Source organism: Streptosporangium sp. NPDC020072 (genome assembly GCF_040631445.1).
In the GTDB taxonomy this organism is placed as follows: domain Bacteria; phylum Actinomycetota; class Actinomycetes; order Streptosporangiales; family Streptosporangiaceae; genus Streptosporangium.
This window is the reverse complement of sequence record NZ_JBEYAB010000003.1, coordinates 444,805-467,950: the sequence shown is the minus strand read 5'-3', so window position 1 is coordinate 467,950 and position 23,146 is coordinate 444,805. Positions and strand designations below refer to the sequence as shown.

The window sequence follows — 23,146 nt, the reverse complement described above, 5'->3', positions numbered from 1 at the left end:
CGACGGCCACGGCGGTGTGATCGCCCGATGGGTCACCCATGAGACGGGAGCTGCGAATGAACGAGTCGGAGGTCTCCGACGTACTCCGCAAATACCTGCAGGAGAGAATCCTTGACACCTCGGACGTGGAGATCGAGCCGGAGACCCCGTTGCTCGAATGGGGAATTCTCAATTCGCTCACGACCACCCGGCTCGTCGGATTCATCAGGGAACAGTACGGGATCGAGATTCCCATGGAGGAGATGGTCGGTGGGAACTTCAAGGACCTGCGGAGCATCAGCGGTCTCGTCGTACGGCTCGGCAGCGAGTGAACGTGTACCGGTGTGCCCGTGAACGTGTCCACGAGGGGAAGGCCAATCATGTCTGACGTTGACTTCGACATCGCGATCATCGGAGGCGGTCCCGCGGGATCCACGATGGCCTCCTACCTGTCGCAGGCCGGGCTGTCCTGCGGCGTGTTCGAGGGCGCGATCTTCCCGCGCGAGCACGTGGGGGAGTCCCTGATCCCCGCGACCACCCCCGTGCTGTCCGACATCGGCGCGCTGCCGAAGATCGAGGCCGCGGGCTTCCCCAGGAAGTACGGCGCCGCCTGGACCTCGGCGATCGACGCGAAGATCCCCACCCTGGGCTTCGAGGTCTCCCACGGGTTCGGGACGGCCGAGATCGACTTCAGCGAGCGTGACCAGGCCGGGGTCAACCAGGACTACACCTACCACGTGGACCGCGGGCGGTTCGACCTGATCCTGCTGCAGCACGCCGAGTCGCTCGGCGCCAAGGTCTACGAGGGCATCCGGGTGCGCCGGGTCGACTTCTCCGAGCCCGAGCCCAAGCTGGTCTTCAGCATGGGCCGCAGGGAGACGGATGTGCGGGCGAGGATGGTGATCGACGCCAGCGGGCGCAACACCTTCCTCGGCAGGCAGCTCAAGCTCAAGGTCTCCGACCCGGTGTTCAACCAGTACGCGATCCACACCTGGTTCGACGGGCTCGACCGTGGCGCGCTGTCGGTCGACAAGGAGCAGAGCGACTACATCTTCGTCCACTTCCTGCCCATCACCGACACCTGGGTGTGGCAGATCCCCATCACCGAGACGATCACCAGCATCGGGGTCGTCACGCAGAAGAAGCACTTCAGCGAGGCCGGATCCGACTGGGAGACCTTCTTCTGGAGGTGCGTGGAGAGCCGCCCCGAGCTGGCCGAGGCGCTGCGCGCGAGCAAGCAGGTCAAGCCGTTCAAGCCGGAGGGCGACTACAGCTACGCCATGCGGGAGATCTGCGGCGACGGCTGGCTGATGATCGGCGACGCGGCCCGCTTCGTCGACCCGATCTTCTCCAGCGGCGTCAGCGTGGCCATGAACAGCGCCAGGATCGCCTCCTACGACATTCTCGCGGCGGCGGAGCGGGGTGACTTCACCAAGCCCTCCTTCGCGAACTACGAGGGCAAACTACGCAACGCCGTGAGCAACTGGTACGAGTTCATCTCCATCTACTACCGGCTCAACATCCTGTTCACGGCCTTCGTCGCCGACCCGAGATACCGCCTCGACGTGCTGAAGATGCTCCAGGGAGACGTCTACGACGGCGGCGAGCCGGTGGCTTTGACCAAAATGCGAGAGATCACCCGCCAGGTCGAGGAGAATCCTGATCATCTCTGGCACAAGCACCTCGGCACGCTGCGCGCCCCCAGCGCGGCGCCGCAGTTCTAGCCGCAGTTCCGAACGGAAGGACCGGGAGATCCGTGAAGAAGTTCATCCTGGCGGAGAACGACCTGCCCCAGCAGTGGTACAACATCCTGCCCGACCTGCCCGCCCCGCTGCCGCCGTACCTCAACCCCGTCACGCACGAGCCGCTGCGCCCTGAGGACCTCGCGCCGCTGCTGCCGCAGGCGGTGATCGAGCAGGAGTTCTCCCCGGAGCGCTGGATCGACATCCCCGAGCAGGTGCGGGACATCTACCGGATGTGGCGGCCGAGCCCCCTGGTGCGGGCCGACCGCCTGGAGAAGGCGCTGGACACCCCGGCGAAGATCTACTTCAAGTACGAGGGCGTCTCGCCCGCGGGATCGCACAAGCCCAACACCGCGATCCCGCAGGTCTACTACAACGCCAACGAGGGCGTGCGGCGGCTGACGACGGAGACCGGCGCGGGACAGTGGGGCTCGGCGCTGTCCTTCGCGGGCAGCCTGTTCGGCGTCGCCGTCACGGTCTACATGGTGCGCGCCTCCTACGAGCAGAAGCCCTACCGCCGCTCGCTCATGCACACCTGGGGCGCCGAGGTGTTCCCCTCCCCGACCAGCCGCACCCAGGCGGGCCGCGACATCCTCGCCAAGGACCCCGACTCGCCCGGCAGCCTGGGCATCGCCATCAGCGAGGCCGTCGAGGACGCCCTGGCCCACGACGACACGAAGTTCGCGCTCGGCTCGGCCATGAACCACGTGGTGCTGCACCAGACCGTCATCGGTCTTGAGGCCAAGCGCCAGCTGGAGATGGCGGGCGACTACCCCGACGTCGTGGTCGGGTGCGTCGGCGGGGGCTCCAACTTCTCCGGGCTGGTCTTCCCCTTCATGGCCGACCGGCTCTCCGGGGAACGGCCGGGGACCAGGTTCATCGCGGCCGAGCCGACCGCCTGCCCGACGCTCACCCGGGGCGCCTACACCTACGACTACCCCGACTCGGCCGGGCTCGGGCCGCTGCTGCCCATGCGCACCGTCGGCCACGACTTCATGCCCGCGCCCATCCACGCGGGCGGCCTGCGCTTCCACGGGGACGCCCCGACCCTGTGCGCGCTGCACGAGCAGGGCTACATCGAGGCCCGCGCCTACGAGCAGAACGAGGTGTTCGCCGAGGCCGTGCGGTTCGCCAGGAGCGAAGGGTTCATCATGGCGCCCGAGTCGTCGCACGCGCTGCGCGGCGCCGTGCAGGAGGCGCTCGCGGCCAAGGAGGAGGGGAGCGAGCGCACGATCCTGTTCGGTCTGTCCGGGCACGGCCACTTCGACCTGGGCGCCTTCGACGCCTACCTGGCGGGCCAGCTTGAGGACTACGCGATCCCCCAGGCCCAGCTGGACGAGGCGCTGAGCCGGCTGCCGAAGATCGCGACGACCTGAGATGGGCGGCGGCTGGATCGACGTGCACCACCACAGCTACCACCCGCCGCTGATCGCCGAGCTGCGCCGGAGAGGGGTGACGCACATGGCACCGGGCGTCCCCCTCCCCGAGTGGACGGTCGAGGACTCCCTCAGGGTGATGGACGCCAACGACGTCCGGGCGGCGATCCTGTCGATCCTGCTGCCGGACGCCGCGCTCGGCCAGGGCGCCGCCTCCCTGGTACGGCAGGCGAACGAGTGGTCGGCCGAGCTGGTGCGCGACTTCCCCGGCAGGTTCGGCGCCCTGGCCGTCCTGCCCATGCCCGACGTCGAGACGACCCTGGCGGAGATCGAGTACGCGCTCGACGTGCTCGGCCTCGACGGGGTCGTCATGAGCGCGAGCCAGGCCGACGGCCGTTACCTGGGCGATCCGGCGTTCGCCCCGGTCTTCGACGAACTCGACCGGCGCGGGGCCGTGGTCTTCGTCCACCCGAACCCGGCCTACCGGTGCGACTGCGCCGGCGGGCCCGGGTTCGCCGCCAAGGTCCCGCCGCCGCTGGTCGACTTCGTCATGGACACCACGCGGGCGGTCGCCGACCTGCTCTTCGGCGGCACCCTCGGCCGCTGCCGCGACATCCGGTTCGTCCTGGCCCACGCGGGCGGCACGGTGCCGTTCCTGGCCTGGCGGCTGGAACTGGCGGCGACCTGGGTACTGCCGGGGGCGGGCGGGCTGGACGTGGCGGGAGAACTGCGGCGGCTGTACTACGAGACGGCCCAGGCGGCCTCGCCCGCGACACTGGCCTGCCTGGCCGAGGTGACCGGCAGGGAGAACGTCCTGTTCGGCACGGACTTCCCGTTCATGCGGGACGCGGTCGTCTCCGGGACCCTGCGTCACCTGGCGGACGCCGGGGACATCCCCTTCCTGGACAACGCCCTGGCCCTGTTCCCCCGCCTGGCGGACAGGCTCGCGGCGGGAAGGGAAGGGGCCGCCGATGCCGCGCGCCTTTGAGGACTTCCACGTCGGGGACGTCTTCGAGCTGGGCAGCCAGAAGATCACCCACGAGGAGATCGTACGGTTCGCCCAGGCGTACGATCCGCAGCCCCGTCACCTCGACCACGAGGACCTCATCGCCAGCGGCTGGCACGTGACGGCGACGTTCATGAGGCTCTACACGGAGGGGGTACTGCTGCACGCCGAGGCGGAGGTCTCCCCGGGCGTGGACGAGCTGCGCTGGCTGCGGCCGGTCAGACCGGGGGACGTCCTGACCGGCCGGGTGACGGTCGTCGGGCTCGCGGCCTCCCTGTCCAGGCCCGACTGCGGGATCCTCCAGCAGCGCGGGGAGTTCCTCGACGACCGGGAACGGCCCGTCATGCGGATCATGATCTACGGCCTGATGCGCAGACGCCAGGCCGCGAACCCCTAGCCGTCTCAGACCACGACCTGTACGGCGGGCGCGGGCCCGTGCCTGGCGATCTCCGACCAGGCACGGGCGAGCCGGTGGACGAGTTCGTCGAGGATCTCGGGGGAGAAGGTGAAGGGCAGCCTGATGTGGTTGGTGTGCCCGCCGTCCGGGTCCATCACGGCTCCGGGCACCACGTCGACGCCGTGCCGTACGGCGACCTGGGCGAAGGCCATGGCGTCGACACCGGGCAGCTCGACCCACAGGGCGCCGCCGCCGTCGGGGCGACGCCAGCGCCAGCTCGGCAGCCGGTCCCGCAGCAGGGCGTCGATGTGGTCGAGCTGCAGGCCGAGCTCCTTGGCCCGTTCGGCGAGGATCCGGTCGAGGCGGGGCATCAGCCTGGCCGCGAGGGCCTGGTCGATCACCGGGCTGCCGATGTCGGCGAGGACCTTGCGCCGGGAGAGCCGCTGCACGATCTCGGCGGGCCCGCGGACCCACCCGATGCGCAGGCCGCCCCAGACGGCCTTGGCGAGCGAGCCGAGCGAGAGCATCTCCGTGCCGGGCGGCGCGTAGGCCGCGAGCGGCGCGGGTACGGCCCCCGGTTCCGCGTGGTAGGTCATGTAGGCGTTGTCCTCAAGGACGGGCACTTCGTGCTCGGCGGCCAGTTCCGCGATCCTGCGCCTGCGCGCCGCCGACATGAGCACCCCGGTCGGGTTGTGGTAGGTCGGCATGAGATAGAGGAGCGAGGGTTTGCGCTCCCGCAACATGGCGCCGAGCGTGTGGATCTCAGGCCCCTCCTCGTCGAGCGGTACGGTCACCAGGCGCGCCCCGGCGGAGCGGAACACGTCCAGGCAACCGGGCCAGTTGGGCGACTCGACCAGCACCGTCGCCCCCTGGCTGACGTACAGCTCGGTCACCAGGACCAGGCCCTGGTGCGCGCCCGTCGTCACCACGATCTCGTCGTGCGCGGTCGGCAGGCCGTTCCTCGTCAGGTAACCCGCGATCGCCTCACGCAGCTCAGGAAGCCCGGAGGGATGGTAGCCGGGCCCGGAAAGCAGGTCGTCCAGGTCGTCGCGGACCAGCTCGCGCAGCGCGACGGCCAGCTCGGGCGCAGCCCCGCCCGCCGCGACCGCGACGGAGATCAGCTCGCCGGGGCCGTCGATCAGCCGCTGGAAGATGGTCATCGCGGTGCCACCGGGCACCCGCCCGTCGGCGGTCGGCCTGCGCACCTTGACGTCCGAGGCGATCCTGGTGCCGCTTCCCTGCCGGCTCGACAGCAGGCCCGCGCCCCGCAGCTCCTGGTAGGCCGCGACCACGGTCGCCCTGCTCACCTGGAGCGCGTCGGCCAGCCCGCGCTCGGAGGGCAGCCGGTCGTCGGGGAGGAGCAGGCCGTCCTCGACGGCCTGCGCCAGCGCGTCCGCGAGCTTGCGATAGAGAGGGCCTCGGCCCGACGCCCAGTCACCGAGAAGCGCGACGATGTCACGCTCGGTGGAAATACGGTCCATTTTTCCCTCTACTGGATCTGGCCACTTGTGCCAAGGGTGCCAAGAATGGACGCAGTGGGCAATGGAAGTGGACTGGAAAATGACCAATTTTCTCTTTTTCCTGGCCGCGGCCGTGTTCCTGGCCGTGGTTGTGCCGCGTTTCGGCGCGGACACCCGTGACGGCCGGGACTGGAAACCCGCCGATCCCTATCCGCCGGAGCGCGCGGTCGTCACCGCCGTAACCGGCAGGCAGACCGGGCGGGCGCGGGCCGGACGACGTACGCCACGGCGGAGGGCGACGGAGGTAAGGGCGTCCGGCCCGCGCGGGACGGTCGGCGTGCGTCACCCGTAGGTTCTCCGGCCCCCCGGGCGGCGGCGTTTCGCCGTGCGCGGATCAGGGGCCGGGGTCGGGGGCGCTCAGCAGCCGGTCGAGGGACTCCGCGGTCCCGCGGGGGTCCCCTGCCTTCTCCCGGCCGTCGGGGGACCACAGGAAGAGCCATCCGTCTCCGGCCGGGGTGGCGAAGACGATCGTCTGTCTCAGGCTCTCCGGATGCCACACCCACAGCACCGGGTCGTCCCCGCCGACCATGCGGCTGGCCAGCCCCTGCCGCGACAGCTCGGCGGACAGAGACCCAAGGTAGGTCAGGCGTTGCTGGCTGAACGTGCTGGTCACGTCGGCACCTCAGAGTCGGCTGCCCCCAGGATCGCCCCAGGTCAGCCCCCTGACAACAGGCATGGGGGAATTCTCGGAAATATCGCCTTCCGGATGGGGTGGGTCGTCCCGCACGCCCCGGAACATGCGCTGTCGTCCGGCCTCGCTCGAACAGTCGTCCGGCCTCGCTCGAACAGTCGTTCGGCTATATTGGACGCGCTGACGCTCCTCGGCGTGCTCTCCGGAAAATGTCGGTGGCACCCCGTAGCTTTCTGGCAACCGATCCAACCCGCGACCCTCCAGGGGGGCTCCCATGGCAGCTAACGACCGCGAGAAGGCGCTTGAGACCGCCCTCGCCCAGATCGAGCGGCAGTTCGGCAAGGGCTCCGTCATGCGACTCGGTGACGAGGCACGTGCGCCCATCGAGGTGATCCCGACCAGTTCCATCGCGCTCGACGTCGCCCTCGGCATCGGCGGTTTCCCGAGGGGCCGCATCATCGAGGTCTACGGTCCCGAGTCCTCCGGTAAGACCACGGTCGCCCTGCACGCCGTGGCCAACGCCCAGCGGGCCGGCGGCATCGCGGCCTTCATCGACGCCGAGCACGCCCTCGACCCCGAGTACGCCAAGAAGCTCGGTGTCGACACCGACGCGCTGCTGGTCTCCCAGCCCGACACCGGTGAGCAGGCGCTCGAGATCGCCGACATGCTGATCCGTTCCGGCGCCATCGACCTGCTGGTCATCGACTCGGTCGCGGCCCTGGTGCCGAAGGCCGAGATCGAGGGCGAGATGGGCGACAGCCACGTCGGCCTCCAGGCCCGCCTGATGTCCCAGGCGCTGCGCAAGGTCGCGGGCGCGCTCAACAACACCGGCACCACCGCGATCTTCATCAACCAGCTCCGCGAGAAGATCGGCGTCATGTTCGGCTCGCCCGAGACCACGACCGGTGGAAAGGCGCTGAAGTTCTACGCCTCGGTCCGTCTCGACATCCGCCGCATCGAGACGCTGAAGGACGGCACCGAGGCGGTCGGCAACCGCACCCGGGTGAAGGTCGTCAAGAACAAGATGGCTCCGCCCTTCCGCGTGGCCGACTTCGACATCCTCTACGGCGTCGGCATCTCCCGCGAGGGCGGCCTGATCGACATGGGTGTCGAGCACGGCTTCGTCCGCAAGTCCGGCGCTTGGTACACCTACGAGGGCGACCAGCTCGGCCAGGGTAAGGAGAACGCCCGTAACTTCCTGAAGAACCACCCCGACATCGCCAACGAGATCGAGAAGAAGATCAAGGAGAAGCTCGGCATCGGCCCCCGCCTGGACAGCCCGGCCACCCCGCCGCCCGCCGCTCCGGCCCCCGCCGCCTCCTCCGGCCGTGGCTCCAAGGCCTCGACCCCCAAGCCGGGCGACGCCTGATCCGGCTGACCGATGACGACGGGACCTGATTCCGGTCCGGCGGGTGAGGCCGGGCCGCGAGACTGGGGTGCCTGGCCCGACTCGGAGGACACCCGGCGGGACCGGCGCGGCCGGGGCTCCTCCCGGGGCACGCGTGCCCAGGGGAGGCGCGCCAGGCGCGCGGGGGAGGGGGACGGTCTCCTGCCCGACGGTCCGGCCGAGGGGTCGGTGGCGGCCCGGGGGCCCGACGCCGATCCGCAGGCGGTGGCGCGGGCGATCTGCCTGCGGCTGCTGACCATGGCGCCGCGCACTCGGGCCCAGCTCGCCGAGGCGCTCCAGCGGCGCGAGGTGCCGCAGGAGGCCGCCGAGGCGGTGCTGGAGCGTTTCTCCGAGGTCGGTCTCATCGACGACGAGGCGTTCGCCGAGGCGTGGGTGAGCTCCCGTCACACGGGGCGGGGGCTGGCCAGGAAGGCGCTCGCCTCGGAGCTGCGCCACCGAGGGGTCGACGAGGACATCGTCAAGGACGCGGTCGAACGGCTCGACCCCGAGCGGGAGGCCGAGACGGCACGCGCCCTGGTCACGCGCAGACTGTCCTCGACCCGTGGTCTGGATCCCGCGGTCAGGACCCGCAGGCTGGCGGGCATGCTCGCCAGAAAGGGCTACGGCCCCGGGCTGGCCTTCCGGGTGATCCGTGAGGCTTTGGAGAGCGAGGAGGCGGACAATTTCCCCTCCTCACCCTCTTCCATGGACGAACACGACTATTCAGAGGATTGACCCGGGAGCCGGTGGCCCCAGGCGCCCCTCCCCATTCCGTACGGCCGCCGCCCCGGTCCTGACGGGTGTCGTCGCCGTCGGCGAAACCTGAGCGGCCGGCGAGCCGGTGCGTCCTGCGGCCGTGCCGTACGGGGGAAAGGGGGGTCGCTTCACGTTCGAGTGTTTCCCGGTGCGCCTTTGCTTGCCCGTTACCTCTTTGACGCTTAACCTCGACGGCAGTGAGGAGTTACTCCGCGCAGCGCGGATTGTCATAACGGTAAATTGCGGACGAACAAGCTTCATGGATGCGGGCAGGCGACAGAGCCGGTGGGATGGGCTGATGCGGCGTCGCTCCCGGATCAACATATGTCCTGGTGATACCACCATGTGGACTTTCCGTGCCGTGCGTGTGACGCCTCGTGTCTTGCTATTGGCAACGCGAGGAGGGCGGGGCGCGCATGAATTCGGTTGTGGTCGTCACTTTGACGGTCGCGGTCGCGGTTCTCGCCGTGGCGATGATAGCCGCGCTGATCGTGTTGCTACGCCGTACCGGCGGAGCACTGGGACGGCCGAGCGGTCCCTCACCCGAGCAGCTTGAGGAGATCCAGACCGAGCTTGAGGTGGCCAGGCAGGAGGCCGCCGAGATTCGCGCCAAGGCGGAGAACGACGCCGGAGACCTTCTACGCAGGTCGGAGGCCGCCGTGGAGGCCGCCGCCGGGCTGCGCAAGGAGGCGGAGGCCGAGAGCAGGCTCCTGAAGCAGGAGCTCAAGGAGTTCCGCTCCGACCTCGAACGCAGGGAGAAGCGGCTCGCCGAACGGGAGCAGCGGCTCGACGAGGAGGCCAGGCGCCAGGCCGAGCGGGCTCGCAAGCTGGCCGAGACGGAGACCGAGCTCGCCGACCGCCGCGAGGACCTCGACCGGGCCGCCCAGGAACGCAGGGCCGTCCTGGAGCGGGTGGCCGGGCTCACCGGCGAGCAGGCCAAGACCGAACTGGTCAAAGAGATCGAGAACCAGGCCAAACGTGAGGCCGCCCTGATCGTCAGAGAGATCGAGGGCCAGGCCCGCAAAGAGGGGGAGAAGCGCGCCACCAAGATCGTGACACTGGCGGTCCAGCGGGTGGCCACCGAGCAGACCGCCGAGTCCGTCGTCAGCGTCCTGCACCTGCCCGGCGACGAGATGAAGGGCCGCATCATCGGTCGTGAGGGCCGCAACATCCGTGCCTTCGAGTCGACCACCGGGGTCAATCTGATCATCGACGACACCCCCGAGGCGGTCCTGCTGTCGTGCTTCGACCCGGTCCGCAGAGAGACCGCCAGGCTGACGCTGGAGAAGCTCGTCCTCGACGGGCGCATCCATCCGCAGCGCATCGAGGAGGCCCACGAGCGCAGCAGGGCCGAGGTCCAGGACCTGTGCGTGCGCGCCGGTGAGGACGCGCTGGTCGAGCTCGGCATCACCGAGATGCACCCCGAACTCGTCACCCTCCTCGGCCAGCTCCGCTACCGCACCTCCTACGGGCAGAACGTGCTCGGCCACCTGGTCGAGTCCGCCCACATCGCCGGGATCATGGCGGCCGAACTCCGGCTCGACCCTCTGCTGCTCAAGCGCTGCACACTCCTGCACGACATCGGCAAGGCGCTCACCCACGAGGTGGAGGGCAGCCACGCGCTCATCGGCGCCGAGATCGCCAGACGGTACGGCGAGCACGAGGACGTGGTCCACGCGATCGAGGCCCACCACAACGAGGTCGAGGTCAGGACCGTCGAGGCCGTGCTCACCCAGGCCGCGGACGCGATCAGCGGTGGCAGGCCGGGGGCCAGGCGGGAGTCCCTCGAAGCGTACGTCAAGCGCCTTGAGCGGCTGGAGGAGATCGCCACCTCCTACGACGGCGTCGAGAAGGTCTTCGCCATGCAGGCGGGCCGAGAGATCAGGGTCATGGTCAAACCCGACGCGATCGACGACATCCAGGCCCAGGTGATCGCCCGGGACGTGGCAAAACAGGTCGAGGAGGAGCTGACCTACCCCGGTCAGATCCGCATCACCGTGGTCCGGGAGTCCCGCGCCACGGAGTTCGCCCGATAGGGGTCGTCCAGGCGCGGGGTCACCCGGCGTGCCGGAGCCGTCAGGAGTGGAAGATCTGCTGGTAGAAGGCCAGCTCGGTGGCCAGGGCCGTGCTTCGGGTCTCGGCGCGGCGGAAGCCGTGCGACTCTCCCTCGAAGGTGAGGTAGGTGCACGGGATACCGCGCTCGGCCAGGGCGTCGGCGAAGGCCTGAGACTGCTCCGGAGGCACCACCGGGTCGGACAATCCCTGCAGAAGGAGCATCGGGCAGGTCACCTTGGAGACCATGCCCAGCGGTTCGCGGGGGCCGTACAGCGCGGGGTCCGCACCGATCAGCCAGTCGATGTAGCGGGACTCGAAGTCGTGGGTGGTGGTCACGAACGAGGCGAGCGCGCTCACCCCGTAGTAGGAGACGCCGCCCGCGAACGCGTCGGAGGCGCAGCAGGCGGCCATGACCGTCCAGCCGCCCGCGCTGCCGCCCCTGATCGCGATCCGCCGTGAGTCGGCGAGCCCCTCGGCGGACAGCCACTCGGCCGCGGAGACCGCGTCCTCGACGTCGACGATCCCCCACTGCTCGTGCAGCAGGTCGCGGTAGGCGCGGCCGTACCCGGTGGAGCCGCCGTAGTTGAGGTCGAGCACGCCGATGCCCCTGCTGGTGAAGAAGGCCTTCTCCAGGTCGAGCGCGCTGATGCTGTGCGCGGTCGGACCGCCGTGCACGAACACCACGTACGGCGCGGGCCCCTCGCCCCTGGCCTCGGGGCTGACGGGCGGGTAGACGATCGCGTGCACCCGGCGCCCGGCTTTGCCGTCGAACTCGACGGCCCGGGGAACGGGCAGGTAGGCGGGGTCGGGCAGTTCGGTGGCGTCGCGCCGGAACTCCTCGGCGCTCCCCGTCGCGGGGTCGAGCCGGACGACGGCGCGGGGAATCGCCGGGCCGTAGGCGATCGCGGCCACCGCCTGCCCATCGCACGACAGGGACGGGTGCCAGCCGTCGTAGGGGGTTTCGAGGTCGGTCAGTGTGCCGTCCTCGGGGTCGAGCACGCCCAGGCGCAGGTCTCCCCGGCCGTGCAGCAGGACGATCCGCCCGTCGGCCAGCGGAGCGTAGGGTGCTCCGCCGAGCTGCCACAGCGGTCCTGCGCACTCCTCCTGGAGGGGGTGGAGCGCCCGCGCGGGGGCGCCGCCGACGCCGCTCAGGTAGAGGTTCCACCAGCCGGAGCGGTCGGAGATGAAGTAAAGGCTCAGGTCGTCGCGCCAGGAGGGGGCCAGGACCGACTCCTCAAGGCCTCCGGCCACCGTCCTGGTCAGGCCGTCGGAGAGCCGGGTGACCCGTATCTCGGTGCCGTTCCACGGCATGCGGGGGTGGTCCCAGCAGACGTAGGCCAGGTGTTCGCCGTCGGGAGACAGGGCGGGGAAGGCGTAGAAGTCGCTCCCGCCGACGAGCTCGCGCGTCTCGGCCCCGCCGTCCAGTGGGATGGAGACGATCGAGCGGCTCACCCGTCCTTCGGCGTCGTGCCGCTCGCGCACGCACAGGACCCGCCCTTCGTGGACGGTCATCTCGGCGTAGCGCAGGCCGCACTCGTGCTCGGGTTCCGGAGTGAGGGGCTCGGGCTCGGAGCCGGGGGACAGAAGGTAGAGGCGCTGGTCGGCGAAGTTGGTGAACACCAGCCCCCCGCCGGGGACCAGGGCGTACGGCCGCCCGCCGTACTCGTGGACGCGGGTCCTGGCGTTCCACGGAGCCGCCAGGAGCTGCGTGCGTGTGCCGTCGGCCTCCTGCCGCACGATCGTGGTGCGGCCGCCCTCAAGGGGGCGGTCCTCGGTCCACCACATCTGGGTTCCCGACACCGTCGGGAACCCCAGGCGCAGCCCCGACCGGGCGACACCCGTGGTCGAGATGGGAGAGGGCCAGGTGGCATACGGCCGGACGACCTGCTCGGGGGACATGGCGCCATCCTGCCCGATAACCCGTCCCGTGTCGCCGGTATGGTCCTCATCCCTCGCGGCGTGCGGAAATTCGTTTCCCATGCTCACCTGATGCAGCCTCCCAAACAGTGATGATCAGCTTGTCCCGGACTCCGTCAGTCGACCGCGGAGACGCCGGGGGTCGTTCCGGACACCACGATCGCCCCGGGGGGTTCGACCGGAGCGGCCGTGGTCCTGCGGCTTCGGCGGCTGCGTCTCTCCAGCCAGGTGGCGACGGCGCCGACGGCCAGGTTGATGATGATGTAGACGATCGCGATGACGATCACGGAGGGGATGAGGTTGTTGAAGTTGGACGGCAGCACACGCGCCCCCGCGTTCAACAGGTCCTCGAAGGAGACGATGAACCCCAGCGCGGTGTCCTTCAGGAGCACCACGAGCTGAGAGACGATCGCCGGCATCATGGCCGTGACCGCCTGCGGCAGCAGGATCATCCGCATGACCTGGCCCTTGCGCAGGCCGACGGCGTAGGCCGCCTCCGACTGGCCGCGCGGCACGGCCTGGATGCCCGCCCGCACGATCTCCGCCAGCACCGACCCGTTGTACAGGACCAGGCCGACGACCACGGCGGCGAACGGGGTCACGGTCAGCCCGAAGACCGCGCTCCCGCCGTACATCACCGCGAAGATCATGATGAGCAGCGGGATCGCCCTGAAGAACTCCACCACCACACCCGCGGGGACGCGGATCACGGCGTGGTCGGACAGCCGCCCGATGCCCAGGACGAACCCGAACGGCACCGCGATCAGTGAGGCGACCAGTGCCGCGCTCAGGGTGTTCAGCAGGCCGGGCACGATCAGGTTGAGCCACACGTCGCCCCGCAGGAACGGCGTCCACAGGGCCGGGTCGAGCTGGTTCTTCTCACCCAGCTTGGCCACCATCAGATAGGCGGCCAGCAGTGCCGCCACGACGACCAGCACCGTGAGCACGGTGTTGCGCGTCCGGGCGCGTGGCCCGGGGGCGTCGTAGAGGACGTCGGACGAGGGCGCGTTCACCGGACCACCGCCAGCCGCCTGGACAGCCAGGTGAACAGCAGCCCGGTCGGCAGGGTCAGGACCAGGAAGCCGAGGGCGAACCCGAAGAAGATCGGGACGACCGAGTCACCGTGTGCCTCGAAGAGTGTCTTCATCGTCAGCGAGGCCTCGGTCACGCCGATGGCCGCGGCGATCGTGGTGTTCTTGGTCAGCGCGATCAGGATGCTGCCCAGCGGGGCGACCACCGCGCGCAGCGCCTGGGGCAGCACGATCAGCCTGAGGTTCTGGGAGAAGGTCAGGCCGATGGCGCGGGCCGCCTCGGCCTGGCCGACCGGCACGGTGTTGATCCCGGACCTGATCGCCTCGCAGACGAACGCGGCCGTGTAGGCGGACAGCCCGATGATCGACAGCCAGAGGTAGTTCGTGGACAGGCTCGTGGAGAACGAGATGTCCAGTACCAGGCCCAGGCCGAGCCCGCAGAAGACGATCACCAGGGTCAGCGGCGTGTTCCGCAGGGTGTTGACGTAGACCGTACCGATGCCGCGCAGCACGGGCAGCGGGCTGACCCGCATCGCGGCCAGGATCGTCCCGAGAACCAGGGCCGCGGCCCCGCTGGCGAGCGTGAGCCGTATCGTCAGCCAGAAGGCGCTCAGGATGGCCGGGAATTCGTCGAGGAGTGCCTGCACTCGTTCCCTCCAGGGAACCCGGGCCGGGACGCGCCCCGGCCCGGGGACGGGTCAGTAGCGCTCGATGGTCGGCGGCGTGGTGAAGAACTTACCGAACTCACCGAAGTTGGCGTCCACGGCCTTCTTCCAGCTTCCGTCGGCGAACATCTTCTCCAGAGCCTTGTTGATCTTCTCGCGGGTGTCCTTGTCCTCCAGCTTCAGGCCGATGCCGTACTTCTCCTCGGAGAAGGGCTTGCCGACGAGGCGGAACTTGCCCGGCGACCGGGCGGCGAACCCGGCCAGGATCGTCGCGTCGGTGGAGATCGCGTCCACCTGCTTGTTCTCCAGCAGCGGCAGGCAGGCGCCGTAGCCCTGCTGCTCGGTGAGGTACTGGCTCTTCCACGCCTCGCCGAACTTGTCGACCAGGCGTTTGGGCGAGGAGGAACCCTGGGCGCCGCACACCTTCTTGTTCCTCAGGTCCTCCTCACCGTTGATCGTCGTGTCGTCGGCGCGGGTCAGGATGTCCTGCCCGGTGACGAGGTACGGCCCGGCGAAGGAGATCTTCTTCTTGCGGTCGTCGGTGATCGAGTAGGTCGCGGCGACGATGTTGACCTGGCCCTGCTGGATGAACGGCTCCCGGTTGGCCGAGATGGCCTCCTTGAACTCGATCTGGTCGTCCCGGTAGCCGAGCTGCTTGGCGACGTATCTCGCCACGTCCACGTCGAAGCCCTTGAACGAGCCGTCCGGCTGTTTCTGGCCGAGCCCGGGCTGGTCGAACTTGATGCCCACGACGAACTTGCCGCCGCCGCTGCCGCCACCGCACGCGGTGAGCCCGGCCACCATGGCGGCCACCGCGACCAACACGGTTCCGGCACGCTGTACACGCATCCTGCTACCTCGTCTTCCCTTGAGAGATACCGGCGGCCCTAGTGCGTAAGGATCTTGGAGAGGAAGTCCCTGGCCCTGTCGGTCCTGGCGGAGGTGAAGAACTCCTCGGGAGTGCTCTCCTCGACGATGCGGCCCTCGGCCATGAACACCACCCGGTCGGCCGCGCGGCGGGCGAACCCCATCTCGTGGGTGACGACCATCATCGTCATGCCGTCGGCGGCCAGGCCGATCATGACGTCGAGGACCTCCTGGACCATCTCCGGGTCCAGCGCCGAGGTCGGCTCGTCGAACAGGATCATCTTGGGGTTCATGGCCAGGGCGCGGGCGATGGCCACGCGCTGCTGCTGGCCGCCGGAGAGCTGGGCGGGGTACTTCGCCGCCTGGGCGCCGATGCCGACCCGCTCCAGCAGCTCCATGCCCAGCGCGCGGGCCTCGGCCTTGCCCAGGCGGCGCACCTTGACCGGGCCGAGGGTGACGTTCTCCAGGATCGTCTTGTGCGCGAACAGGTTGAAGGACTGGAACACCATGCCGACCTCGGCCCTGAGCATGGCCAGCGCCCTGCCCTCCGCGGGGAGCGGGCGCCCGTCGAAGGTGACCGTGCCGTCGTCGACGGTCTCCAGCCTGTTGATCGTCCGGCACAGGGTCGACTTCCCGCCTCCCGAGGGGCCGATGACCACGACGACCTCCCCCCTGGAGATCGTCAGGTCGATGTCACGCAGGACGTGCAGGTTGCCGAAATGCTTGTTCACGTTCGTGAGGACGACCAGAGGAGTCGCTTCCCCGTTCTCCGTCATGAAACACAACGTAAATCCGTGATCGGCACCTCGGGCTAACCCTGAGGTACCGATCAGATCACATCCCCCTTACTCCGGGTAAAGGTTTGTTGTTTTCTGTCATATCTCGATGAGGTCCACGGGCATAAAGGGCTGTTCGAGTGGTTCGGCGGGATCCTGCCCGGTGATCCCCGGCGCGGTGCCCATGGGGAGGCGGGGCGGCTCGGGCCGTACCTTGGGGTCGGCGGAGCGCCTACCCTTGTCTTGAGATGACTGCCACCGTGGAGAGCGCCCGCACGTACGAGGTTCGTACCTACGGGTGCCAGATGAACGTGCACGACTCCGAGCGCCTTTCCGGCCTTCTTGAGGACGCGGGCTACGTCCCCGTGCCCGAGGGGCAGGTCGCCGACGTGGTCGTGTTCAACACCTGCGCCGTGCGAGAGAACGCCGACAACCGGCTCTACGGCAACCTCGGGCACCTGCGCCCCTCGAAGGTCGGCAACCCCGGCATGCAGATCGCCGTCGGTGGCTGCCTGGCGCAGAAGGACCAGGGGGAGATCGTCCGCAGGGCGCCCTGGGTCGACGTGGTCTTCGGCACGCACAACATCGGCTCGCTGCCGGTGCTGCTTGAGCGGGCGCGCGTCCAGCAGGAGGCGCAGGTCGAGATCAAGGAGTCGCTGGAGACCTTCCCGAGCACGCTGCCGACCAAGCGCGAGTCGGCCTACGCCGCCTGGGTCTCGATCTCCGTCGGGTGCAACAACACCTGCACCTTCTGCATCGTGCCCTCGCTGCGCGGCAAGGAGAAGGACCGCCGTCCCGGCGACGTCCTCAGCGAGGTGCGGACCCTCGTCGGCCAGGGGGTGCTGGAGATCACCCTGCTCGGTCAGAACGTCAACACCTACGGCGTCGAGTTCGGCGACAAGCTGGCCTTCGGCAAGCTCCTGAGGGCCTGTGGCGACGTCGAGGGCCTGGAGCGGGTCCGTTTCACCAGCCCGCACCCGGCCGCGTTCACCGACGACGTCATCGCGGCCATGGCCGAGACGCCCAACGTGATGCACCAGCTCCACATGCCCCTGCAGTCCGGCTCCGACCGGGTCCTGAAGGCCATGCGCCGCTCCTACCGGGCCGAGCGCTACCTGGGCATCATCGAGCGGGTCCGCGCCGCCATGCCCGACGCGGCCATCTCCACCGACATCATCGTCGGCTTCCCCGGCGAGACCGAGGAGGACTTCCAGGAGACCCTGGAGGTCGTGCGCCGTTCCCGCTTCGCCAACGCCTTCACCTTCCAGTACTCCATCCGTCCGGGCACGCCCGCGGCGACCATGGACGGGCAGGTGCCCAAGGAGGTCGTGCAGGAGCGCTACGAGCGTCTCGTGGCCCTGCAGAACGAGATCTCCTGGGAGGAGAACCGCAAGCAGGTCGGCCGGACGCTGGAGGTGCTGGTCGCCGAGGGCGAGGGCCGCAAGGACGAGGCGACCAACCGCCTGTCCGGCCGCGCCCCCGACAACCGCCTGGTCCACTTCACCCCGGGGGACGAGACGCCCAGGCCCGGTGACATGGTCCGCGTCGAGGTCACCTACGCCGCGCCGCACCACCTGGTGGCCGACGGGCCCGCTCTCGAACTGCGCCGTACCCGCGCGGGGGACGCCTGGCAGGCCAGGCAGGGCGCTGCGGCGACCGGTGGCTCCGGCGTCATGCTCGGCATGCCGTCGATCGGCCGTCCCGCCGCCCCCATGGTCCAGGACTCCGGCTGCTCCGTCCGTTCCTGAACGCCGTTCAGCGGCCCTCAAGGCCGTCGAGCACGGCGTCGCAGTAGGCGCGGCGGATGCCGTCCAGCATGTCGCAGAAGCTCTGCCGCCTGGGCTTCCTCGCGGGGGCCTCGGGCCGTCTGATCGGTTTCTTGACCTTCGGGTGCCGCGGGAGCTGACGCGGAGCCGGGTGCGTACGACCCCACACGGTGCGCCCCTGCGGATGCGCGGGCGGCCGCAGGTGCGGACGCGCGGGCAGGTGCGCGGGCAGGCGCTCCGCCCGGTGTCCCGTCTTACGGGCCACCGGCGGCACGAGCACGGCCGCGGGCCCAGGGGGAAGCGGCGGAGGGTACGGCGCGGCCACCGGCGTCCGCGTGACGACCCGGGTGAGGCCGGGGTCCGGCCCGGGGACGGGAGGCTCGGGCGAGCCGGTGACGATCGCGACGCTGATCCCCGCCACCCCGGCGGCCACGACCACGCTCGCCAGGGCGTACGGCCACGCGTACGGCGCCCTCCCGGAGTATGACAAGCCGCACTTCCTTCCTGAGGGCCGAAGAGCCCGGGAACCCTGAGGGCCGCAGGAGCCCGGAGCGTTCGGGGGCGTCGGAGACTGGGGGACGTTTCGTGTTCCGTCCAGTTTGGCGCGCCACCCAGAGGTCCTGTGCGTGTTTTCCCTGGAGAACAGGTATTTCCGGCTCTTTCCCCGGACAGGCTTCCCGATGGGCGTGGAAACCCGGCGCGGGCGAAACGGCAAATATGGATCGATCCATTTTGCGCGCCCTATACAAGGCAACAGGGTGAAAAATCGGGAAAATGTGAGAACCGCAGCGTTGTCTCCGAGACCGGAGGAGTGCGGGACGGTCAAAGCGCTCCGTTACTCTGACGAGGTGCTTGTCGCCGCGGCGGTCTGCCCGCATCCTCCGTTGCTGTTCCCCGAGCTGGCCGGTGAGGCCGCCACCGAGCTCGACGGGCTGAGGGACGCCTGCGCGGTCGCGGTCGGCGGCCTGCGCGAGGCCGGGCCCGAGGCGGTCCTGGTGGTCGGCGGCGCGACCCGCGCCGGGGCGTACGGCCCGCACGCCGCGGGAAGCCTGGCCCCCTGGGGGGCCGACGTCCTGGTCGGCACCGGGCAGCCCGTGCTGCCGCTCTCCCTGACGGCGGGCCGGTGGCTGCTCGACCGGGAGGGGATGGCCGCGACCGCCTTCCACGCCGTGCCGTTCGACGCCTCCGAGGAGGAGTGCGCGCGGCTGGGGGCGCGGCTGGCCGAGGAGCACGACAGGGTCGCGCTGCTGGTCATGGCCGACGGCTCCGCCCGGCTGACCGAGAAGTCACCGGGGTATCTGGACCCGCGGGCGCTGCCGTACGACGCGGAGATCGTCGAGGCGCTGGGGCGGGGCGAGGTACCGGAGCTCGACCGGGGACAGGCCGAGGAGCTGTGGGTCCAGGGCAGGGCCGCGCTACGGGTCCTGGCGGGGGCGGGCGGTCGCCTCGACGGGAGGGTCCTTTACGCCGACGCCCCCTACGGGGTCGGCTACTTCGTCGCCGCCCTCGCGTCCAGGGCCTCCACGGTCCCCTGAGGGGTCGTCAGCCCACGACGCGGTGGGGCACGGCGATCCGTTCCAGGTCGTGTGCCAGGACGACGTCGCCGCCGAAGTGACGCCGGGCCTCGTCGAGGAAGCGGGGCTCGTCGCCGGCTCCGTAGCGTTCCGACAGGTGCGTCAGGACGAGACGGCGCACCCCGGACTCAGCGGCGACCAGGCCGGCCTGCTCCGCGGTCAGATGGCCGTAACGGGAGGCGAGCGCGGCCTCCCCGGAGAGGAACGTGGACTCGACCACCAGCAGGTCGACCCCCTCCGCGAGGGCGAACACCCCGTCGCACAGCCGGGTGTCCATCACGAAGGCGGCGCTCTGACCGGGGCGTGGCCTTGAGCACTCCGCGAGCCCGACCGTCGTGCCGTCGGGGGCGACGACCGTGCCCGTGCGCTGCAACTCCCCGATCGCGGGGCCGTGAAGACCTCGCGCAGCCAGTAGTTCGGGAACCATCCGGTGGCCGTCCGGCTCGTCGAGACGGTAGCCGTAGGAGTCCACGGGATGGGACAGCGGGCGGGCGGTGAGGGTCACCGGCCCCGCGTCGAGGCGCGTCTCGTCCCCGGAGACGGGGTGTTCGGCGATGACCGAGGTGTCGGCGAAGGCGGTGGCGTGACGCAGGCGCCGCCAGTAGACCTCCCCGCTCGCGGGGAAGACCGCCGAGACCCGGTGGGCGACCCCGTCCCTGGCGATGCGCTGGACGATGCCGGGGACCCCCAGGCAGTGGTCACCGTGGAAGTGCGTGACGCAGATCCAGGTGACGTCGTGCGAGCCGACTCCCGCGTACAGCATCTGACGCTGGGTGCCCTCCCCGGGGTCGAACAGGAAGCCCTGGCCGTCCCAGCGCAGGAGGTAGCCGTTGTGGTTGCGGTGCCGGGTGGGAACCGCGCTTGAGGTGCCGAGGACGACGAGTTCGCGATGGGACACGAGCCGATGCTAGGGCCTGTTGATCGCGATCATCGGTGGGGAATACGGCTCCATGCGGCGCTCTTTCATGAAGAATGCCGTTACCTGCCGCGGTCGGCGGGGACCGGGGACGCACTCACAAGGGGGACACATGGCGGCAACCGTGGCGTTCGGGACTGTCCAGACGCCCCTGGGGGAGATGCTCGCCGCCGTCACCGAGGACGGGGTCGCCGGGGTCGGCTGGACCCACCGTAGCGGGAACCTCAGGGCACGCATGCTGGCGGGCCTCGGCCTGGCCGAGGCCGACGACCAGGACAGGACGGCTGCGGTGCTCGGCGAGCTCGCCGAGTACTACGCGGGCAGACTGCGGACCTTCCGCGTCCCCGTCGACTGGCGGCTGACCTCGCCTGTCCAGCGCAGGGTGCTCGGCACGCTGTACGAGACGGTCGGCTACGGCAGAGCCGTGACGTACGGCGAGCTGGCCACGCGCAGTGGCACGGGTGTCCCGGCGAGGGCCATCGGGTCGATCATGGGGGCCAACCCCATCCCGATCATCGTCCCCTGCCACCGGGTGGTCGCGGGAAACGGGCTCGGCGGGTTCAGCGGGGGAGAGGGCGTGGAGTCCAAGCGCTGGCTGCTCACCCTTGAGGGCTATCTGCAGCCGACCCTCGACTGGGACTGAAAGGCCCTCTCACCTCCGCGCCCACCGAGCCTGGAACCCGTCAGACGGCGGGCGGGTCGATCCTGCCCTCGTCGGAGCGGCCCTGACCCGGGTACCCCGGGGAGGCGTCCTGCCCGGGAGGCCGTGGTGTGCCGTCCGGTTCGTCGATTCTGTCGGCCATCTCCTTCGCCTTGGCGGCCGCGGTGTCGATGTGCCGGTCGTACTTGCCGCCCGTCTTCTCCTTGGCCATCCGCGCCGCCTGGTCCACGCCCTGCTTGGCGAGTTCCTCGGCCTTGGCGCTGTGGTCGCCGAGCATGCTCTTGACCTTGTCGAAGATCGACATGGGTGAATCCCCCGATCCGATGTGACGAATCATCGTCATCCCATGCATACCCAGGGAGTTGACACACTTATCACCGTGCGCCAGCTACCAGTCATCGCCGTCGTGGGTCCCACCGCCGCGGGCAAGTCCGACCTCGCCGTCGACCTCGCCCTCGAACTGGGAGGTGAGGTGATCAACACCGACTCCATGCAGTTCTACCGGGGAATGGACATCGGGACGGCCAAGCTGACCCTCGGGGAACGGCGCGGGGTCCCGCACCACCTGCTCGACATCTGGGAGGTGACCAGGACCGCGAGCGTCGCGGAGTACCAGTCGCTGGCCAGGCCGCTGATCGACGACATGCTTGCCAGGGGGGTCGTGCCCATCCTGGCCGGGGGGTCGGGGCTCTACGTGCGGGCCGCGCTCGACGACCTGGAGTTCCCCGGCACCGATCCCGGCATCCGCGCCAGGCTGGAGGCCGAGCTCGAACGCGTGGGAACCGCTCCCCTGTACGAACGGCTCCGCGAGCTCGACCCGAAGGCCGCCGGGGCGATCCTGCCGGGAAACGGCCGCAGGATCGTCCGCGCGCTGGAGGTCATCGAACTGTCCGGGAGACCGTTCTCGGCCACCATGCCCTCCTACGACGCGATCTACCACAGCGTCCAGCTGGGGGTCGAGGTGCCCAGGGAGGTCCTCGACGAGCGGGTCGCCGTACGGGTCGAGCGGATGTGGGAGGCCGGGCTGGTGGAGGAGGTCGGACGGCTGGCCGCGCACGGCCTCGCCGAGGGCCGCACGGCCAGCCGCGCGCTCGGCTACGCCCAGGTTCTGCGCTTCCTGGACGGCGAGTGGACCGAGGAGCAGGCGAAACAGGAGACGATCCGGGCCACCCGCAGGTTCGTCCGCCGTCAGGAGTCGTGGTTCCGGCGCGACCCGCGGGTGCTCTGGCTGCCCCAGCAGGAGCCCGATCTGCTGGGCAGGGCGCTCGCGCTGATACCCCGGTAGGGCGCCGATAGAGTTGGAACATGCGATTCGTCAAGGGCCACGGCACAGAGAACGACTTCGTGATCATCCCCGACCTCGACGGCGAGCTGGAGCTCTCCGCGGCGTTCGTCGCCGCGGTGTGCGACCGGCGCGCGGGGATCGGGGCGGACGGAGTGCTGCACGTGATGCCCACCAAGCTCAGTCCAGAGGTCGCCGACCAGGCGGGCCGGGCCGAGTGGTTCATGGACTACCGCAACGCCGACGGCAGCGTCGCGCAGATGTGCGGCAACGGTGTGCGGGTCTTCGCCCGCTACCTGGTCGACTCGTGCCTGGCGGACGCCGGCGAGTTCGAGGTCGCCACCAGGGGAGGCGTCAAGCGCGTACGGCTGGCCGAGACCGGCGACGTGACCGTGGAGATGGGGCGGCCGAAGACGTTCGGCGAGAGCGCGACGACCGTCTCGGGAAAGCGCTACGAGGGGCTCCACGTCGACATGGGCAACCCCCACCTGGCATGTGTCATCGGCGACCCGGTCGCCCAGCTCGACCTGTCCCGTCAGCCCGGCTTCGACCCCGCCGTGTTCCCCGAGGGGGTGAACATCGAGCTGCTCAACCCGGTCGGGGAGCGCCGCGTGGTGATGCGGGTCTTCGAGCGGGGCTCCGGCGAGACGCGTTCCTGCGGGACCGGCGCAGTCGCCTCGGCCGTCGCCGCGGCCCGGCTGGCAGGGGAGAACACGGGCACCTGGGCGGTCGAGGTGCTCGGCGGCACGGTGACCGTCACCCTCGAAGAGGACACCAGTTACCTGGCCGGGCCCGCCGTGATGGTCGCCTCGGGGGAGCTGAACCTGTGAGCTCGCGGGAGC

General features: G+C 70.0%; 24 protein-coding genes. 14 read left to right on the top strand and 10 right to left on the bottom strand.

What is annotated here, in order from left to right:
- Window positions 1–56: 56 nt before the first annotated feature.
- The 5 genes from ABZ470_RS08590 to ABZ470_RS08570 are packed head-to-tail and all read left to right on the top strand — an operon-like array spanning window position 57 to window position 4,500.
- The gene (locus ABZ470_RS08590) at window positions 57–311 is read left to right on the top strand and encodes an acyl carrier protein (protein ID WP_352008545.1); all 255 of its coding nucleotides are present in this window, start codon (window positions 57–59) and stop codon (window positions 309–311) included.
- Between the two features lie 48 nt (window positions 312–359).
- Complete coding sequence (locus tag ABZ470_RS08585; protein ID WP_352008546.1) at window positions 360–1,703, top strand: NAD(P)/FAD-dependent oxidoreductase; 1,344 nt, start codon at window positions 360–362, stop codon at window positions 1,701–1,703.
- A gap of 32 nt (window positions 1,704–1,735) precedes the next feature.
- Window positions 1,736–3,097 carry a TrpB-like pyridoxal phosphate-dependent enzyme gene (locus tag ABZ470_RS08580; RefSeq protein ID WP_362774538.1) on the top strand — a complete coding sequence of 454 codons (1,362 nt, stop codon included), beginning with the start codon at window positions 1,736–1,738 and terminating at the stop codon, window positions 3,095–3,097.
- Between the two features lies 1 nt (window position 3,098).
- On the top strand, window positions 3,099–4,085 hold the full coding sequence (locus ABZ470_RS08575) for an amidohydrolase family protein (protein WP_362910848.1): 987 nt from the start codon (window positions 3,099–3,101) through the stop codon (window positions 4,083–4,085).
- Window positions 4,069–4,500, top strand: a complete 432-nt coding sequence (locus ABZ470_RS08570) for a MaoC/PaaZ C-terminal domain-containing protein (protein WP_362910846.1) — start codon at window positions 4,069–4,071, stop codon at window positions 4,498–4,500. Before ABZ470_RS08575 ends, ABZ470_RS08570 begins: the two co-directional genes overlap by 17 nt.
- Window positions 4,501–4,505: 5 nt before the next feature.
- Here the strand turns inward: ABZ470_RS08570 and ABZ470_RS08565 are convergent, their stop codons facing one another.
- Entirely contained in the window at window positions 4,506–5,981 is a 1,476-nt protein-coding gene (locus tag ABZ470_RS08565; protein ID WP_362910844.1) for a PLP-dependent aminotransferase family protein, read from the bottom strand.
- A gap of 79 nt (window positions 5,982–6,060) precedes the next feature.
- Here ABZ470_RS08565 and ABZ470_RS08560 point away from each other — a divergent pair, with 79 nt between their 5' ends.
- Window positions 6,061–6,312, top strand: coding sequence for a hypothetical protein (locus ABZ470_RS08560; protein WP_352008551.1), 252 nt, complete (start codon window positions 6,061–6,063; stop codon window positions 6,310–6,312).
- Window positions 6,313–6,354: 42 nt separating this feature from the next.
- Here the strand turns inward: ABZ470_RS08560 and ABZ470_RS08555 are convergent, their stop codons facing one another.
- On the bottom strand, window positions 6,355–6,633 hold the full coding sequence (locus tag ABZ470_RS08555) for a hypothetical protein (protein WP_352008552.1): 279 nt from the start codon (window positions 6,631–6,633) through the stop codon (window positions 6,355–6,357).
- A gap of 292 nt (window positions 6,634–6,925) precedes the next feature.
- Here ABZ470_RS08555 and recA point away from each other — a divergent pair, with 292 nt between their 5' ends.
- The 3 genes from recA to rny all read left to right on the top strand — a co-directional run bounded on the left by recA (window position 6,926) and on the right by rny (window position 10,830).
- Window positions 6,926–8,020 (top strand): recombinase RecA, encoded by a 1,095-nt coding sequence (gene recA / locus ABZ470_RS08550; protein ID WP_352008553.1) that lies wholly within the window; start codon window positions 6,926–6,928, stop codon window positions 8,018–8,020.
- A gap of 12 nt (window positions 8,021–8,032) precedes the next feature.
- Entirely contained in the window at window positions 8,033–8,773 is a 741-nt protein-coding gene (gene recX, locus ABZ470_RS08545; protein WP_362910842.1) for a recombination regulator RecX, read from the top strand.
- Window positions 8,774–9,210: 437 nt separating this feature from the next.
- The gene (rny, locus tag ABZ470_RS08540) at window positions 9,211–10,830 is read left to right on the top strand and encodes a ribonuclease Y (RefSeq protein WP_352008555.1); all 1,620 of its coding nucleotides are present in this window, start codon (window positions 9,211–9,213) and stop codon (window positions 10,828–10,830) included.
- A gap of 40 nt (window positions 10,831–10,870) precedes the next feature.
- On the opposite strand, the gene ABZ470_RS08535 is transcribed toward rny, so the two are convergent.
- The 5 genes from ABZ470_RS08535 to ABZ470_RS08515 form a co-directional block, all read right to left on the bottom strand.
- Window positions 10,871–12,748, bottom strand: coding sequence for a prolyl oligopeptidase family serine peptidase (locus ABZ470_RS08535; RefSeq protein ID WP_362910840.1), 1,878 nt, complete (start codon window positions 12,746–12,748; stop codon window positions 10,871–10,873).
- Window positions 12,749–12,882: 134 nt separating this feature from the next.
- A complete protein-coding gene (locus tag ABZ470_RS08530) occupies window positions 12,883–13,779 on the bottom strand; it encodes an amino acid ABC transporter permease (protein WP_362910838.1) in 897 nt (298 codons plus the stop codon).
- A complete protein-coding gene (locus ABZ470_RS08525) occupies window positions 13,776–14,444 on the bottom strand; it encodes an amino acid ABC transporter permease (RefSeq protein ID WP_352008558.1) in 669 nt (222 codons plus the stop codon). Before ABZ470_RS08525 ends, ABZ470_RS08530 begins: the two co-directional genes overlap by 4 nt.
- Window positions 14,445–14,495: 51 nt before the next feature.
- Window positions 14,496–15,311 carry a glutamate ABC transporter substrate-binding protein gene (locus tag ABZ470_RS08520; RefSeq protein WP_352008559.1) on the bottom strand — a complete coding sequence of 272 codons (816 nt, stop codon included), beginning with the start codon at window positions 15,309–15,311 and terminating at the stop codon, window positions 14,496–14,498.
- Between the two features lie 38 nt (window positions 15,312–15,349).
- On the bottom strand, window positions 15,350–16,105 hold the full coding sequence (locus ABZ470_RS08515) for an amino acid ABC transporter ATP-binding protein (RefSeq protein ID WP_352008560.1): 756 nt from the start codon (window positions 16,103–16,105) through the stop codon (window positions 15,350–15,352).
- Window positions 16,106–16,353: 248 nt separating this feature from the next.
- Here ABZ470_RS08515 and miaB point away from each other — a divergent pair, with 248 nt between their 5' ends.
- A complete protein-coding gene (gene miaB, locus ABZ470_RS08510) occupies window positions 16,354–17,853 on the top strand; it encodes a tRNA (N6-isopentenyl adenosine(37)-C2)-methylthiotransferase MiaB (protein WP_362774559.1) in 1,500 nt (499 codons plus the stop codon).
- Window positions 17,854–17,860: 7 nt separating this feature from the next.
- Here miaB and ABZ470_RS08505 read toward each other — a convergent pair whose 3' ends face one another.
- Complete coding sequence (locus ABZ470_RS08505; protein WP_362774562.1) at window positions 17,861–18,361, bottom strand: hypothetical protein; 501 nt, start codon at window positions 18,359–18,361, stop codon at window positions 17,861–17,863.
- A gap of 358 nt (window positions 18,362–18,719) precedes the next feature.
- Between ABZ470_RS08505 and ABZ470_RS08500 the strand changes: the two genes are divergently transcribed.
- Window positions 18,720–19,406, top strand: coding sequence for a class III extradiol dioxygenase subunit B-like domain-containing protein (locus tag ABZ470_RS08500; RefSeq protein ID WP_362910836.1), 687 nt, complete (start codon window positions 18,720–18,722; stop codon window positions 19,404–19,406).
- Window positions 19,407–19,413: 7 nt separating this feature from the next.
- Here ABZ470_RS08500 and ABZ470_RS08495 read toward each other — a convergent pair whose 3' ends face one another.
- Complete coding sequence (locus ABZ470_RS08495; protein ID WP_352008564.1) at window positions 19,414–20,343, bottom strand: ribonuclease Z; 930 nt, start codon at window positions 20,341–20,343, stop codon at window positions 19,414–19,416.
- A gap of 130 nt (window positions 20,344–20,473) precedes the next feature.
- Between ABZ470_RS08495 and ABZ470_RS08490 the strand changes: the two genes are divergently transcribed.
- Window positions 20,474–21,004, top strand: coding sequence for a methylated-DNA--[protein]-cysteine S-methyltransferase (locus ABZ470_RS08490; RefSeq protein ID WP_362910834.1), 531 nt, complete (start codon window positions 20,474–20,476; stop codon window positions 21,002–21,004).
- Window positions 21,005–21,044: 40 nt separating this feature from the next.
- Here the strand turns inward: ABZ470_RS08490 and ABZ470_RS08485 are convergent, their stop codons facing one another.
- Window positions 21,045–21,326: an antitoxin gene (locus ABZ470_RS08485; RefSeq protein WP_352008566.1), complete on the bottom strand. Its 282-nt coding sequence runs from the start codon at window positions 21,324–21,326 to the stop codon at window positions 21,045–21,047.
- Between the two features lie 75 nt (window positions 21,327–21,401).
- On the opposite strand from ABZ470_RS08485, the gene miaA reads away from it, so the two are divergent.
- Both miaA and dapF read left to right on the top strand, forming a co-directional pair.
- Window positions 21,402–22,307, top strand: a complete 906-nt coding sequence (miaA, locus tag ABZ470_RS08480) for a tRNA (adenosine(37)-N6)-dimethylallyltransferase MiaA (RefSeq protein ID WP_362774574.1) — start codon at window positions 21,402–21,404, stop codon at window positions 22,305–22,307.
- 20 nt (window positions 22,308–22,327) lie between these two features.
- Complete coding sequence (gene dapF, locus ABZ470_RS08475; RefSeq protein WP_362910831.1) at window positions 22,328–23,134, top strand: diaminopimelate epimerase; 807 nt, start codon at window positions 22,328–22,330, stop codon at window positions 23,132–23,134.
- Window positions 23,135–23,146 lie beyond the last annotated feature (12 nt).